This window comes from Bradyrhizobium pachyrhizi, from assembly GCF_001189245.1.
Lineage (GTDB): Bacteria > Pseudomonadota > Alphaproteobacteria > Rhizobiales > Xanthobacteraceae > Bradyrhizobium > Bradyrhizobium pachyrhizi.
In genome coordinates, this window is record NZ_LFIQ01000119.1 from 1 (window position 1) to 13891 (window position 13891).

The window sequence follows — 13891 nt, forward strand, 5'->3', positions numbered from 1 at the left end:
CAGACAAGACGGCGCCCGTCGGATGCGTACGACCGAGATCAGGGATGAGGCCCAGTACCGCGAGGTGATCGAAGCGATCCGAAAGATCGCTGGCACCGTGAGTCTAGCCAAGTGGGAATTGCTGAACTATGAGCGCAGATGAGGGCCGGAACAACGCCAGCGAACGCTAAGTTGCTGTCTTGGCAGCGCGTTCTTGGTGAGTTTCGACCAGGAACGTTGCGATAGCACCAGCGGTATTGACGGCCAGGCTGGCATGTCGAGGCGAAGGCCTCACCGGTTTGCCGCCTCGCCCGTGTGAGTCGCTCAAGCGATTGCGGAGGGTACCCAACCCGTTCACGAGATGCATCGCGCCGCCGAGTATGGCTTTGATGGGCTCCTCGGTGTGCTGGTCTGGCGCAAGGTTGAGCTTCTTGGCGGTTGTCGAATAAAGTTTCGGTAGGTCGTCCTTCTCCGCATAGGTCTCGCCTAGGTCGTCGAGAATGCGCTTGCAGACGGTTTCCAGAAGCGTCCTTGCGACGGTGATCGCTCCTTCCGGGTCGGTGTGGCGCCGAGCGAGTGCCTTCGTCCAAACCGCGTGGACACCGTCCGCATCGAATGTTTCAAGTGCATCCGACACTACGATGTCGCCCGGTGCGCGGTTGCGTCCCTCAAGGTGGTCGAAAAGAGGTGTGAAAGCCGCACGGATAATCGTTCTGCGCTCCGCATAAGTGCCAGCTTCGTATTTGATGAACTGCCAGAACGCATCGACCGTTCGACAGGTTCTCACGAACGACGGAAGAAGTGGGCTAAGCTCAGGGGTGTCCATGAACTGCCTCCGGAGATATCCATAATGCGGGCCACTCGCCGTGCCTCCGGTCGCTACGGAGATCAGCATGTTTTCGAGCATAAGCGCTTGCTCGATCGGGTCCGCGGGTATGTCATCCAACGTCATGGCGGTAAATATCACACCTCGAAGAGAAGCTCAGTCCCACATAGTGCGCACGTCGAATTCAACTCCCGGGAAGCGCTCTTTCATGACCTGGCTGGCCGCTGTAACGCCCGCCTCTGCTACGGAAAGTGCCTGATCTTTGCTCCGCCCGTGCCTTCCGAAATCGGACACACGATACCCAATGCCGCCGATCACTGTGGTCTCGCCCAAAGCAATCAGCGCTGAAACCACGGGCGATTGCGAATCGCAAATGACGAGGTCGGCCCAGCCGCATGCATCTGCTACGAACTTGCCGCCATCTACGTATCGAGCTGTGAGAAGAAAGCTTTCGACCGCGGCCTCTGCGGCAATGTGGGCCTCCGCCAACGCCGATTTGACAGCAGCGATAAGTTCAGGCGTTGCCTCGGGCTGATCAAATGACTTGAGGGAATTGGAAGGCAGATCCTCGAGCCGGAGGTTCGTGGGATCTGCGGTCGAGGGTATTGCAGCGAGCTGCTCCAGAGACAGAATACGGGTACCAAGCAGGGCTTTGTGTCTGTATTCGTGACCACAGTTGTGAGCGCCCGCATCGTGATATTGCTTGAGGAGTTCAAGAACGCGATGCGCTTCGCGATCAGAAGGTACAACGATCATAATCTGAGTGAACTTTACCGGCTCTCCCTTAAGCCAGACAGGAAGGCCAGGACATGAACACGCGTCGTCACTGTCGGCCCAACGCCATTCTCGTTCATGGGACCAGTCAATCGGCCGCTTTGGATCAAGATTCATCGCGACGTAGCGATACTGCTCCTGCTCAGCGATGCCGCAGGACGGATCAAGCTTTCTCGGCCACGAGTAATGCGGTGGGAGTCGAAGGGGTTTGGATATCTCGTTATGGGGGCCACTCAGACCATAGATGACCGGTCTGCCGCCCGCTGCGAAGAATTCCTGTTTCAGCAAACCGATCGCATAGGCCCCGACGTATTCCCTCGATCGCTGTTTTGCGTATTCGATCAGTCCGTAGAGTGGCATTTCAGTGAAACAGCACGCTGATCGCGGTCCATATATTGTGGGACGATCATTCCGAAACGACCATCCCGACCGAATATGCCCGTCGGATATGATTTTGAGGAGGACCGAGAATGCTTCGGCGTCCGGCTCAAGGCAGTAGTCGTCATCGGCCCATTCCCATTGCTCAAAGCGAGAACGGGATGCGTGATCTTCGTGAAAGGGAAAGAATGGGGTATCCTCTCCCTCGTTTATATTGTACGCAGGGTCGTTTGCAGTATTTCTGTCGTGAACGAAGTGCATGACCCAACTGGTCATGTCCTTTCTGCTTCCAATCATTTCAATCCCCTAGGCGCTGTTGCGCGACCTGGTGCATAGCGCCAAGCCCCCAACGAAATGAGTGCGGTGAATCGGTTCGCATCAGGCTCATGTCGCGGCTGTATTCTTTGACGTTGGCTTTGACCGATCCTCAATCTGGAATTTGCAGCCGTTCCAAAGCTCCTCGGCGCATTTCTTGTCGATCTTCCGCGACTCATCGAACGACACGCTTATCCCGTTCACCCACGAGTATAGCAACTGGATGATCGCCAGCGATCCATCGAGGATAGGCTTCTCGTCGCCGACCTTCATCGGCGCAATGATGTCGCCGCTCCGTTCCGCATTGGATTGTGTCAAGTAATGGGCAATGTGCTTGTCACGCAAATTCTTGATGGACTTGAGCCCCTCGGATGACTTGATCTTGCGGGCGGCAGCTATCGCGCCGCGCAGCCCTTGAGCGGCATTGGTCGCATGTTCCTCGCCGCGCTCTCGGTTGGCTTCCTTCAGCAGCTCAAGCGTCGCCTCATCAATTTTCTTACCATCGGTTGGCTCGGGTAAACTGATGTATTGGGCGCGCGCATTCTCAGCCAACGCTGCGATGACCTTGTCGTCATCAATTAGCTCCACGACGGTCATGATCGCTTCTTTGTCAATGTAAGCTTGATCCCAGAGCGCGCATAGCCTCACCATCTCGATCTGATGCATGGCTTCCCGGAAGACATTGAAAGCGTTCGCAGCATAGGACCGCGGAATTTGCTTCGACAGCTGATCCGAATAGACAACGATCGCGTTGTTTTCCCGGATGTCGAGCAGGTAATGTGCGTGATCGACCAAGCGCTCGGTCAGCCGCTTGGCCTCGGCGATACGCTTATTGACGTCCCAAGTGTCGTACACCTGCCGACCTCCCTACAAGATTTGTTAGTAACGACGACCTTAGCCGCCCTGATACCAACCCCAGTACTTTGAGTCGCGCCTTACGACGCTATTGCTGTGACGGTTGGTCAGGCCTTATCCACCTGCGGGCTGCTTAGCCTCTCGACCATCTCTCTGATCGGGAGAACGTTCTCAAAAAACCTTTCAAACGCCTCATAGAGCGCCTTGCCCCAGTGCTCGCTGTCCTTGGCATCAAGAAACTCGATCAAGCGCTTATCAAAGGGATCTTCCTGGTAGTGGAAGACCGCATTGCGAAATCGACGAAGACGAGCTTCGTAGTCGTTTGCACCAAGCAGCGCATCTATGGCTTCATCTTTCAATCCAAGCTCGCGATATCCCTTGATCACGACATAGAACAGCCCGTAGAAGACTGCCATCGTCTGCACTTGGGACCATTTCTGGGCTTGCGCGACCAACTGCGGCGGCATGCCTTCCGGAGCTTTGATTTCCAGGTGCATGCGCTCTTTCACCGCGTCGGCAGTGATCCAGTGCTTGTGAAGGGAAGCTATCGGCAGGCGCACTGCCTTCCGATCGTCGTCGTTGGTCTGCATGTGATGGACACTCTTGAGGATGTTCTGGCGCGAGCTATTAAGCTCCAACGGCTACCACCAGTTGCGTCGCCATGGTAGCCTCTTCGCGGCAGGGGGAGGTACGGCTTGCGAATCGTCCACGTCGAGGTAGTCAATTTCAGAGGAATCAAGCAGCTCTCGTGGCATCCGGCACCTGGCACCAATTGCTTGGTGGGTCCGGGCGATTCGGGGAAGACGACTGTTCTCGATGCCATCGAGCTGGCGTTTGCTCCGCGCAACAGCGTCACCTTCGACGACACCGATTTCTACGCCGTGGACCCGAAAGCCAACCCGATCGCCATCACGGTCACTATCGGCGGTCTACCCACTGAATTCCTGAAGGAGGATCGCTACGGCCATTACCTCAGAGGGTGGGATGAGGCCGGTAAGACGCTGGAAGATGAGCCGGATGAGGAACAGTCGGGGCTCGAACATGTGCTTTCGTTAAGGCTCACCGTCGACCACAGCCTCGAGGCCGAGTGGACACTGTTCAACGAACGGGTCAGGCAGGGCCAGTTGAGCACCAGGGCGCTGGCCTTCCAGGATCGCCAGGACATCGCGCCAAGCCGGCTCGGGCCTTATGCAGACCGGCATCTGGGCTGGGGGCGGCAGTCGGTGCTCAACCGGATAACCAAGGGTCCGGCGGCATCCCGCGGGCTGATGGCGGAAGCGGGACGTGTCGCGCGCCAGGAATTCTCGAAAGACTCGCAAACGCTATTCGCTGACACGATAAAGGAGGCAAAGCTGGCCGCCCAGCGGCTCGGCGTGCCGGTGGGTGACCGGCTTCACGCGATGCTCGACGTCCAGGCCATGGGGCTGTCCGGTGGCGGTATCTCCCTGCATGATGGCGACCTGCCGCTGCGACGGCTGGGCGTGGGTTCGTCGCGCCTGTTCACGGCCGCGCTGCAGGACTACGCCAGAGCCAAGGCGTCGGTGGCGCTTATCGACGAGGTCGAACACGGCCTGGAGCCGCACCGCATATCCAGGCTGCTGCGGGAGTTGAAGAAGGACAAAGCCGAGGGCAAGACCAAAGCCCAGGTGTTCATGACCACGCACTCCCCAGTGGTCCTCCAAGAACTCAGCGTCGGCGAATTGTATATCGTCCGTCGCCATCCCAAGACGGGCGCAGCAACCATCGTTCCTGCCAACACGCCTTTCCCGGGGCTGGACGTACAGTCCCAGCCGCGGGCAAACCCGCAGGCCTACCTGGCGCCGGCCATTCTGGTCTGTGAAGGAAAGACCGAGGTTGGGCTGGTCAGAGGTCTCGACGACTACTGGGTCAGCAAGGAACACCTGCCGTTCTCTACTGCCGGGGTTGTGCCGGTGTCCGGCGGCGGCGTCGACAAGGCGCCGGTGACCGCCGGATACTTCCGCGCGCTGGGCTATCGAGTCGGCCTCCTGCTCGATAGCGACTGCGAACCAAAGGACGCCAAGATTCTGGGCGAACTCAGCTCAGCTGGCGTAACGATCTTTCGCTGGGCCCCGGGCCACGCGACGGAAGATCACCTGTTCCGGGATCTTCCAACTGACGCGGTAGCCACGCTCATCAAGGCCGCAGCGGCCATTCAGGAGAGCGATCAAACGTTTCTCGACCGCCTCTCCAGCAAATATTCCAAAAAGCGGTTTAAATCGGTCGCAGAAGTCCAAAAGGCTGCGGATGATCCCGAACTTCGCGCTGCCCTCGGCGATCTTACAAAGTCGCGGGGCAAGCCGGGTGAGCGCGGGTGGTTCAAGGACATCAGCCATGCCGAGTGGATCGGACGCAGGCACGTCGGCCCGCACCTCGACAAGCTGAAGGGCAAGTTTCCTGAGACAATCGCTGAAATTCGGGCTTGGGTAGACCGTGAGCAATGAGCCCATCGTCGACGCGGTTCTGAGTTCGAGGCTCGGGTCCGTAGTTGCGCCCGCCGGCTGCGGCAAGACCGATTGCATTGCCGACGTGGTGAAGGCCGCGGGCGGCCCGGCCAAATGCCTGGTGCTCACACACACTCTGGCCGGCGTGGATTCACTGCGTCAGCGGTTGAAGGAGAAAGGCGTCAGCCTTCATCGCACGGACCTGGAGACGATTGCCGGCTGGTCCTTGAGATTTGCGGCAGCGTTCCCGCGGAGGTCAGGCCTCGAAGCCCGCGAGCCCCGCGGTGAGGAATGGCCGGCTGTATACGCCGCTGCCACACAGCTTATTCGCGGTGGATTCGTCACCGGGGTTCTGAAAGCGTCTTACCAACGCGTGCTCGTGGACGAATATCAGGATTGCACCGTTGATCAGCACGCCCTGATCCTCGCGCTGTCGCAGCACCTGCCGACTTGCATATTTGGCGATCCGCTGCAGGCGATATTCGGCTTTCGCAATGAACAGTTTGCAGATTGGAAGGCCGTCACCACCGACTTTCCACAAATCGGCGCGCTCAAAGAGCCCTGGCGATGGAAGCGGGTAAAGAACGACAAGCTCGGGTGCTGGCTCATCGGCATCCGTGACCAGCTGGAGCAGCTAGACCGCGTCGATCTGGCCGCGGCGCCGAGATGCGTGTCACGCATCATTCCGCAGTCGTTGACCAGGCAAGGTCTGCTCAAGGCGAACCTGTCGGCAGGACGTTCGGTCAAGCTTCGCGGCACCGAGACGCTGATTGTCATCGGCGACAAGGCCAGCGAGCTCATCCGCGGATCACTCGCCGCGAAGCTGAAATGCTGCGCAATCGAGCCGGTAGCCTGTCAGACCCTGGCCAGCTTCCTGGGGGATATTGAGACTTGTGCGGCGCGGGATCGGCTTACTGCGGTCCTTGATCTGGCAGCCGGTGCCATGTCGGGCCTGGCGAGAACCGCCTTCGAGCGCCGGGTGGTCCGCCTGGCGGGGGGATGGAAGCCAAGGAACAGGCTCACTGAGGCCGAGCGCGCCGCGCTTGATCTCCTCGCATCGAACGAACTCGCGCACGTCCTCAGCCTCCTGGAGTGCCTGCGACGGCAGCCCGGCGTGGTGGCCTTCCGGAGAGAGCTGTTATCGGCCGTGCAGAATACCCTCAGGCTGGTGGTCCGGGGCGAGCACTCAACTCTAGCCGAAGCCGCCTGGCACGTTCAGAACAAGATGCGGCACGCCGGGCGGCGTATGGCGCAGCGGTCTGTCGGGAGCACACTCCTGGTAAAGGGCCTGCAATTCGACCACGCCATCATCGTTGCAACAGAGAAGCTGAGCCGCAACGACCTTTACGTGGCGCTCACCCGCGCTTCGCGGACGATCACTATCGTTTCGGCCACGCCAATGTTGGGCATGAAATCGGCGCCTTTGCAGAATTCGAGCAAGCGGAGGCGCGCGAACCATGAATAATCATGCCAGCAACCACTTTCTGCTGACCTGCTAGCATAGGCACTCGGATGCTCTTGTTCCTCGCCTCCGTCATCGAACAGCTCGACCTCGCGCTGGAGCAAATCTCCAAGGGGGACGTCCACTACGCCCGCTTTGGCATCATGCTTACGGACAACGCCGTCGAGTTGATCCTTCATCAAATTGCGAAGGATAAAGCTTCAGATCTCAAAATGTACGCGTGGCAGAAAGAGACGTACGAGCATCAAGCGGTATTGGATAACGCATTGGGCCGTAATTTTGATGCGAAAATAAGATTCGCGAAGATCGCGGGCAGCCTATCGGATGAGACCGCTCAGACCATCACGATCATGCACGGCTATCGAAATGAGGTCTACCATGTAGGCCTCAAGCATGAATCACTACTGCCGGCGCTCGCACCGTTCTATTTCGATGTCGCATGTGGCTACCTGAGCTCATACAGGCCAAAAGGCTTGGGTTGGAGTTCAAACCAGAAATTGCCGGAGCGATCAAAGAAGTATTTCAAGGAGGACCCCTTCTTCACGGTGGGGTTCGATGACTTCTCAAACGGTTGTAAGGCGCTCCGTCAAGCATGCAATCACGATCCACGTCACACGATTGCTTCTCTCGCCGATGAAATGGACGACGTTATAAAACAGCAAGACGTCGGAATCCGCATCATAGCGGAGGGCGTTTACGAAGGACAGCAGACAACACGCGACCTTGCCGTTCTCGATACTCAGGCCTGGCGCCTGGCCTTCTCGAAAGAAGGCAAAGAGTTCGCTGCGCAAAGAGGTTGGAGTGGCAACTTGCTCCAATTTATCGCGTGGCTCCGATCCAACTACCCTCACAAGTTTCGATCCGACCCGATCGCATCATGGAAAGCACAAGCAAGGCGTTTGCGTGCTGGCAAGAACCCACACGCTGCATTGTCAACATATCAATCCTTTATGGCGTCGACATCGGACCTTCGCGAGGCAATCGACGAGTCCGCGGCGGCGGCTGAACGGGAAATTGACGCTCTGATCGATCGAGCACGAGGCAAATGATCAAGCCGGCTCGGGCTCGCGTAATCCTGCCGCGAGCCTACGCGCAGCTCCTAATAAGGTTGGCAAGTTATCCTGCGTGATACTCCAGATCAGCTCGGGATCGACGTCGCGATATTCATGGCGCAGGAAGTTGCCCAGGGTCTCGATTTTGCGCCAAGCGATGCCGGCTGCGGCTTCTTTCACCTCGGCAGGCAAGGTCTTGGCGGCCTCCGATATGATGAGTAGCCCATGCTCGACGGCGCGCCGGAGCAACCAGGAATCTCGAAAGTCTTCGTACGGGCATCCCTCCAGGGCACCTTCAATAGCCTCGATCTCCGCGATGATGTGCTGGAGTCGCACGGCCGGGGTCTTAGTGGATGCCATCAGAAAACGCGGATAGCCTCGCGCTCGACATGTGCCCGGATGAACTTAGACAGTCCGGTCCGCGTTCCGTAGTCGACGTTGATTGGTAGTGCGGCCTGCAGGACATCGTAGGCGCCGACGAAAGCATCGAGGTCCAGCTCGCTGCCGGGCGCCCTATCGACGAACACGTCGACGTCAGAGTCTGGCCCCGCTTCATTTCTGGCATAGGACCCGAACAGATAGAGCCCGGCTACGCCAAAGGCCCGCAATTCCGGCTCTACGGACTTCAAACGTGAAATGACTTCAGCTGTCTGCATGCGTGCATCTTATCACGACCATATGGATTTCGGCAAAAGCGCATTCTGACACGGCCCGGTTCTTTAATGGACGGAGCAATCGCAATTGCGACGATACGATTTTGCCTTCATGGAAGGTGATCAGAAAAGGCTGTATGCTTCGTGGCGGCAGAGCCGCTTACTTTTCGCCTTTTCGCTGGCGCCGCGCCAACTTCACGTAGGTGAACCATGAGTAACGAGCAAGACGATCAGAAGCCGATCAAGCCCCCAGAGCAAAACCATCCGGACAATAGGGTACGGAGCTTAGTGGAAGCATTGGCCGGCGAAGTCCCGCTTGGCGGCATGGTAGTCAAGCTGGCGGGCGATCTGGTCCCAACCCCGGCACAGAAAGCTCGCACCGAATGGGAAGGTGCAATCTCGGAACGAACCAACGAACATTCCGAACGGCTAGACCGGCATACGCAAATGCTAGCGCCAAGTACAACGCTGGTTGGTATCAGCGTGGACCTAGCCGTGGCTCTCGCCCGCGCACCCGGCGACGGTATGGCCGGGCGAGGTCTCACCCTTGACGATCTGTGCAAGCTGCTGCCCGGAGCTAATCGAGAGGACGTCGAAAAAGCCGCTTTCGATCTGAATTCCCTGAGCTTGACCGACGTTGAGCGGGCGTTCGGTGGGCATTGGTGGCTACGGCTAAACCAAAGATTCTACGAGCAGGTCGACCATCAAGTCATGGGCTGGAAATCCACGACGGAGCAGGATGCCCGCACGTTGGCAAAGCTCCTCCTGGAAGATGAGCGGCGAACACGTACGTCTGCGCTCCACGCGGCCAGCGGCTGGGAAAAGCGCCGTTTCAATCCAGCATTCCGACGACTTTTGAGGGTCATCCCGAATGAGCGCGCAAGCCAGGAAAGGCAGCCGGACTATCCGTCGAGCAGCATTTTCCTATTGGACGAAGACAAGGCTTTACTACGCAGGTTCATTGCGGCGCGCTAGGCATTTCCGGCCCGAGGCTTGGACGGGCAACGTTGCCTTAGGTCATCGCAAGCACCCCCGAAACCTATAGCTCACCTATCTAAATCCGATGACGCAATCTACGCCGCCGCTCCACCTTCCCCTGCCTTTATCATCGACACAAGTTGGAAAGCGTAGTCGGTCATGAAGATGACGTTGAGCGAGTTCCAGAAGGAATTGTAGACCACTAAGCCATGAATGGCAGCATGCCGGTTCGGAACCGGATCGCTTTCGAGCCGGGCGCGATTCGTGTCGTCAACCTTGATGTAGAGGTGCTCCGTTAGACGCTGGTAAAGGCCGAGGGCGAAATAGCCACGCGGATTTGTGGCGGTGATTGGCAGCGATTCCGCGGGCTTACCGACGACCGCAGCGACATGAATAGTGCCAGTGGCATTACCTTTTAACTCCACCCGGGCCACTCGCTCAATCTCGGGTAACAACAGGCGGCAGACGGCACGATAATGGCCGTTAGCGTGAGCTTCCAAGCCCTCTGCGAGTGCAGCTTTTGCTTCATCATCCACGCTGAGCAATTGAACACGCTTCCGGATGTTGTCGCCAACTTCGTTCCAGTTCGCGATATAATGATCTTGCAGTGCAGCCTTAATCGCATCATCGTCCTGACTGTCGAGAAGCAACACCGGCGTGGAAGCGTGCGGCAGGACCCCTATTCGATCTAATGTATGCTTTCGTTGATCGGTTTTTGCGAGTTCTTCCCACTGTGCCCATTGTTCGGGTGATGGTGCGAAACGGTCAAAGAACTCCTCCGCCTTTTTGCCTGCCTCCGCTAACGCCTTGGTAAACCTTTGCGTGTCCTCCGGGAGCTGTTCGAGCCGTCGAGCCAGATCTGCAAGGGGCTGCATCTGCTTCGCAAACCGCCTCTCCCACTCAGGGAAGATGGCCAGCGCATCGCTTTGCTTCTTGATGAAGGCAGAAAAATCTAGCAACGGGGCTTGCAGTGGCTCGAGCTTTTTCAGGGTCTGTAGCGCCTTAGCAGCGGCATCAAGCCTGTCCATTAGTCTCGGATCGATTTTCGGGATCTTACCTCCTGGAAATGCATTTATTGCCTTGGCGGCAGCTTCGAGCTGAGCGAGCAACCGCGGATCAACTTCCTTTGCCATTTCCCCTCCCCTGCGCCGCTGCCCAATAATCGGCAATCTGCGCGTCGCAACGTCGTAAATGCGATTCCCTGATGCGCCTGACTATGGGACCCCGCGCACGTGCTGCATCGTCAACTCTTCATGCACCTTTCCGTCTTCCCAACTCATCGTGAGCCAGCTGGTCGACCTGGGATACGATATTACGATTCTACCCGGCCGATACTTCGCTCCCCGTAAGAAAGGATACTTGCTGACATCGAGTGGTTCGAGCAACAACACGAAGCCCAAGCCTAAGATGCTGAGCGCCAGCGCTTCAATATCCTCTTGCGTGTTCGTAAGCGGCTGCAATTGAAAGCGCGGGTGGTTCAACATTCGATCGCCCGCATTCATGATGCAATAGAGCCCAGCTCCATCCGGCCAATGGCGCGGATCGTCCAGCATATCCAGTATCGTTGAGTCGCGCGAGAACGTACCTGCTAGGGGCGTCCGTCCCCTGGCGAGGTTCTTCGACACCGCGGCGGCCTTGGCTGTCTTCAGGAGCCACCGCTCAAGATCATGCCCTGACACAAGGGCATGCCTCATTCCCTCGTCGCGTTCGAGATACGATTTCAGCGACGCAAAAAAGTATTGCGCCGCGTCGTCGAGCGGGTGCAAGGCGCTATTGTGTTTGGTGCATAAGCAATTCGTTCGCAGACTCTGGGGTGCCAGGATCTTCTCCTCGTCGGGCGCAAGCCACGGTAGGCCGGCAATCGAAAAATCGCCATCGCCCTTCAAAACGCGGATGACCGACTCTGAGATAATGTGTTCGCCCGAGATCGGGGCAACACATGAGCCCAGTTCCTTCATGTAGCACTTGGCCACGCTCGCCGTCTTTGGAAGAGCCTTTAGCCCGAGAGTGGTGGCGGGCTTATGCCACTCTTTGCCATTGAAACAGCAAAGGCGCGCTGCCTTTCTCGATCCGCACGGGCAAGGGCCGTTTAGAACCGCCTCTCGTTTTCGCCTCGCCTCCCCCATAGGCCCGTCCCTGAATTGCTTGAGTCTTAGCGATAGCCCTTCTTGAGCTTACGCGTCCAGTTCGACGCCATAGCGATGTCGGCCACACCTCGGCTCCGGTACGTTTCGATGCGAACCGTACCGGCACGGCCGATGCGGCCCCATTCCCGGACAAGCGAGCATTCACCGAACAGTGTCGGCTGTACATCCAGCTTGTAGAATCGAGCCATGTTGCGGTGGTTATCGATGCGGGTGAGCATGATGGCGGTCATGCGATTTCCTCCTCTTCCTGTTTTTTTGACTGGTTCTGGAATCTCTGTGGCCGGCCCGATGCCGAGCAAGCGCTTCGCGTCGTCCCGCAGGTCACCTTTTGGCGAAACGAAGCGATAGAGCGTCTGGCGCGTGATGCCGAGCTCCTCGCAGAGCTTGCCGACCTGCGTGTCGCGGTTTGCCATCCCGGCCTGGGCCAGCCGCACCTTTGCCGGCGTCATCTTGAACTTGCGCCCCCCTCGCCGGCCGCGGGCCCGGGCTGACGCGAGGCCAGCGCGCGTGCGCTCCGAAATCAGCTCACGCTCGAACTCGGCCAGCGCTGCGAAGATCCCGAACACGAGCTTGCCGCTCGCCGTCGTGGTATCGATCGACGAACCGTGACCGGTCAGTACTTTAAAGCCGGCGCCGCGCTCGACCAGGTCATGGACAGTATTGACGAGGTGGCGCAGATCCCGGCCAAGGCGGTCAAGCTTCCAGACGACCAGGATGTCACCCTCGCGCACGGCCTTCAGGCAAGCTGCCAGCCCCGGCCGATCATCGCGGCGACCCGAGGCGAGGTCCTGATAGAGGTGTTCGGATTTGATGCCGGCCGCGAGCAGCGCATCCTTCTGCAAGTCCAAAGTTTGAGAGCCATCCGCTTTGGATACCCTCATGTAGCCGAGTTGCATCTTCCTCCTGTCACTCAAACGTTCGGTTAGGTGACAGTCCCGGCAAGTTGCCGCATCAGACGAAACTCTGTCGCTTATCCCGTATTACAAACTAAGGCCCGCAAACGGATGCCGACAAGTCGTTGAGTGACGTTCCTGATTGGTTGTGTTGCAGAGTTGTCATTCTGGAACTGCCTTCACTGGCCAGCCGAAGTTCTTTTCTCGGGAACGACACGTTGTGGCAGATGCGTGCACGCCAAGCTATCTGCGCTCAATTGGGTCCTAGGCGACCAATGGGACATGCTTGACACCCTAGGCCGCGGTGATTCGCAACGGTTTTAACGACGGTCAAAGCCCCAGCGAAGTCGAACGCCTGTTCCCATGCTGTTCTTTTGACTCCGCAACGCACACTTTCGACGAGTCACCCCTTGCATTACAACCAGAATCATGTACTGGGTACACCACTGAGTGTTCGGCAGCATTGGGGGGGCAGAAACTGTCGGGCAGCGAGTGGCGAGCTGAGCGCCACAAAGGAGATTAAGCATGAACCGCGTGATCGTGACTGTGCTTGATGAATGCGAGAGGAACTTTAACGCCGTAAATTGTCCGCCGCTTATGCGGAGCCGGATCGTGAATGACATCACCACGATGCCGACGCTCGGCCCGTGCATCATTCCGCTTTTTGAGGAGCCTGGCTTGATGCCGAATGCCGGCTTCTATTTGCGGCGTTACGAATGGCTTGGGGTCGAAGGGTATTCGCTCCACTTGTATCTCTCGCGCTTTTTCCCAGTCGCAATCTGGAATTTCCTCCAGCCTGCAGAGTGCGAACGTATCCGACGGGATGCAACAATCCGCGGCTGGCTGTTGGAGAAGGGTTTGGCTGTTTATCGCGAGCTAACAAAGGAGAGCGAAGATGACTGACACTGACATCGTCAACCGACTAACGCCTGCCAACTATATTCGTTGCCGAGTGCATCGCGGTGGCTCCTAGGTGGGGATTGCTGCTTTCTAGCCCTAGGTATATAATCCCATACCTAGATCTGCACTCAATCTGAGGATTACGTTTATGGAGACCATCAAAAGGGCAGCAGCCGAGGCTGTCGAGCATGCTCGTATTGTAACTCGGGGAGGGCGC

14 protein-coding genes and 1 pseudogene are annotated in these 13891 nt (G+C 57.9%); 5 read left to right on the forward strand and 10 right to left on the reverse strand.

The window, feature by feature from the left end; genetic code table 11:
* Positions 1-166: 166 nt before the first annotated feature.
* The 4 genes from AKL29_RS34935 to AKL29_RS34950 all read right to left on the reverse strand — a co-directional run bounded on the left by AKL29_RS34935 (position 167) and on the right by AKL29_RS34950 (position 3717).
* On the reverse strand, positions 167-805 hold the full coding sequence (locus tag AKL29_RS34935; RefSeq protein ID WP_244482598.1) for an abortive infection family protein: 639 nt from the start codon (positions 803-805) through the stop codon (positions 167-169).
* A 156-nt stretch (positions 806-961) separates the two neighbouring features.
* Positions 962-2233 (reverse strand): hypothetical protein, encoded by a 1272-nt coding sequence (locus tag AKL29_RS34940; RefSeq protein ID WP_152977893.1) that lies wholly within the window; start codon positions 2231-2233, stop codon positions 962-964.
* A 108-nt stretch (positions 2234-2341) separates the two neighbouring features.
* Entirely contained in the window at positions 2342-3127 is a 786-nt protein-coding gene (locus AKL29_RS34945) for an AbiU2 domain-containing protein (protein ID WP_050387306.1), read from the reverse strand.
* 107 nt (positions 3128-3234) lie between these two features.
* Positions 3235-3717 (reverse strand): hypothetical protein, encoded by a 483-nt coding sequence (locus AKL29_RS34950; protein WP_050387307.1) that lies wholly within the window; start codon positions 3715-3717, stop codon positions 3235-3237.
* Positions 3718-3822: 105 nt separating this feature from the next.
* Here AKL29_RS34950 and AKL29_RS34955 point away from each other — a divergent pair, with 105 nt between their 5' ends.
* Genes AKL29_RS34955 through AKL29_RS34965 form a run of 3 tightly spaced genes read left to right on the forward strand, consistent with a single transcriptional unit; the run spans position 3823 to position 8100 of the window.
* Positions 3823-5589, forward strand: coding sequence for an ATP-dependent nuclease (locus AKL29_RS34955; RefSeq protein ID WP_050387308.1), 1767 nt, complete (start codon positions 3823-3825; stop codon positions 5587-5589).
* The gene (locus tag AKL29_RS34960; protein ID WP_050387309.1) at positions 5579-7054 is read left to right on the forward strand and encodes a UvrD-helicase domain-containing protein; all 1476 of its coding nucleotides are present in this window, start codon (positions 5579-5581) and stop codon (positions 7052-7054) included. The genes AKL29_RS34955 and AKL29_RS34960 overlap by 11 nt, the downstream gene beginning before the upstream one ends.
* Positions 7055-7101: 47 nt before the next feature.
* Positions 7102-8100 carry a hypothetical protein gene (locus AKL29_RS34965; protein ID WP_050387310.1) on the forward strand — a complete coding sequence of 333 codons (999 nt, stop codon included), beginning with the start codon at positions 7102-7104 and terminating at the stop codon, positions 8098-8100.
* On the opposite strand, the gene AKL29_RS34970 is transcribed toward AKL29_RS34965, so the two are convergent.
* Entirely contained in the window at positions 8101-8463 is a 363-nt protein-coding gene (locus AKL29_RS34970) for a HepT-like ribonuclease domain-containing protein (RefSeq protein WP_050387311.1), read from the reverse strand. It lies immediately after the preceding gene.
* Complete coding sequence (locus AKL29_RS34975) at positions 8463-8759, reverse strand: nucleotidyltransferase family protein (RefSeq protein ID WP_050387312.1); 297 nt, start codon at positions 8757-8759, stop codon at positions 8463-8465. Before AKL29_RS34975 ends, AKL29_RS34970 begins: the two co-directional genes overlap by 1 nt.
* A gap of 207 nt (positions 8760-8966) precedes the next feature.
* Between AKL29_RS34975 and AKL29_RS43800 the strand changes: the two genes are divergently transcribed.
* Complete coding sequence (locus AKL29_RS43800; protein ID WP_193395275.1) at positions 8967-9731, forward strand: hypothetical protein; 765 nt, start codon at positions 8967-8969, stop codon at positions 9729-9731.
* Positions 9732-9829: 98 nt separating this feature from the next.
* Here the strand turns inward: AKL29_RS43800 and AKL29_RS34985 are convergent, their stop codons facing one another.
* From AKL29_RS34985 to AKL29_RS46050, 4 genes and pseudogenes are all read right to left on the reverse strand, one after another.
* Positions 9830-10867: a hypothetical protein gene (locus AKL29_RS34985; protein WP_050387313.1), complete on the reverse strand. Its 1038-nt coding sequence runs from the start codon at positions 10865-10867 to the stop codon at positions 9830-9832.
* Positions 10868-10948: 81 nt separating this feature from the next.
* Positions 10949-11692: a hypothetical protein gene (locus AKL29_RS46040; protein ID WP_244482599.1), complete on the reverse strand. Its 744-nt coding sequence runs from the start codon at positions 11690-11692 to the stop codon at positions 10949-10951.
* A gap of 194 nt (positions 11693-11886) precedes the next feature.
* Complete coding sequence (locus AKL29_RS46045) at positions 11887-12111, reverse strand: WGR domain-containing protein (RefSeq protein ID WP_167350462.1); 225 nt, start codon at positions 12109-12111, stop codon at positions 11887-11889.
* 57 nt (positions 12112-12168) lie between these two features.
* Positions 12169-12777 (reverse strand): annotated as a pseudogene (locus AKL29_RS46050) (recombinase family protein); the annotation flags it as partial.
* Between the two features lie 522 nt (positions 12778-13299).
* Between AKL29_RS46050 and AKL29_RS35000 the strand changes: the two are divergent.
* Positions 13300-13677, forward strand: coding sequence for a hypothetical protein (locus tag AKL29_RS35000; protein ID WP_152977894.1), 378 nt, complete (start codon positions 13300-13302; stop codon positions 13675-13677).
* Positions 13678-13891 lie beyond the last annotated feature (214 nt).

Bases quoted from the DNA above. Each gene is read 5' to 3' on its own strand.
- AKL29_RS34935 (WP_244482598.1), bottom strand. From the start codon at position 805: ATGGACACCCCTGAGCTTAGCCCACTTCTTCCGTCGTTCGTGAGAACC.
- AKL29_RS34940 (WP_152977893.1), bottom strand. From the start codon at position 2,233: ATGACCAGTTGGGTCATGCACTTCGTTCACGACAGAAATACTGCAAAC.
- AKL29_RS34950 (WP_050387307.1), bottom strand. From the start codon at position 3,717: ATGCAGACCAACGACGACGATCGGAAGGCAGTGCGCCTGCCGATAGCT.
- AKL29_RS34965 (WP_050387310.1), top strand. From the start codon at position 7,102: ATGCTCTTGTTCCTCGCCTCCGTCATCGAACAGCTCGACCTCGCGCTG.
- AKL29_RS34970 (WP_050387311.1), bottom strand. From the start codon at position 8,463: ATGGCATCCACTAAGACCCCGGCCGTGCGACTCCAGCACATCATCGCG.
- AKL29_RS34975 (WP_050387312.1), bottom strand. From the start codon at position 8,759: ATGCAGACAGCTGAAGTCATTTCACGTTTGAAGTCCGTAGAGCCGGAA.
- AKL29_RS43800 (WP_193395275.1), top strand. From the start codon at position 8,967: ATGAGTAACGAGCAAGACGATCAGAAGCCGATCAAGCCCCCAGAGCAA.
- AKL29_RS34985 (WP_050387313.1), bottom strand. From the start codon at position 10,867: ATGGCAAAGGAAGTTGATCCGCGGTTGCTCGCTCAGCTCGAAGCTGCC.
- AKL29_RS46040 (WP_244482599.1), bottom strand. From the start codon at position 11,692: ATGAAGGAACTGGGCTCATGTGTTGCCCCGATCTCGGGCGAACACATT.
- AKL29_RS46045 (WP_167350462.1), bottom strand. From the start codon at position 12,111: ATGACCGCCATCATGCTCACCCGCATCGATAACCACCGCAACATGGCT.
- AKL29_RS35000 (WP_152977894.1), top strand. From the start codon at position 13,300: ATGAACCGCGTGATCGTGACTGTGCTTGATGAATGCGAGAGGAACTTT.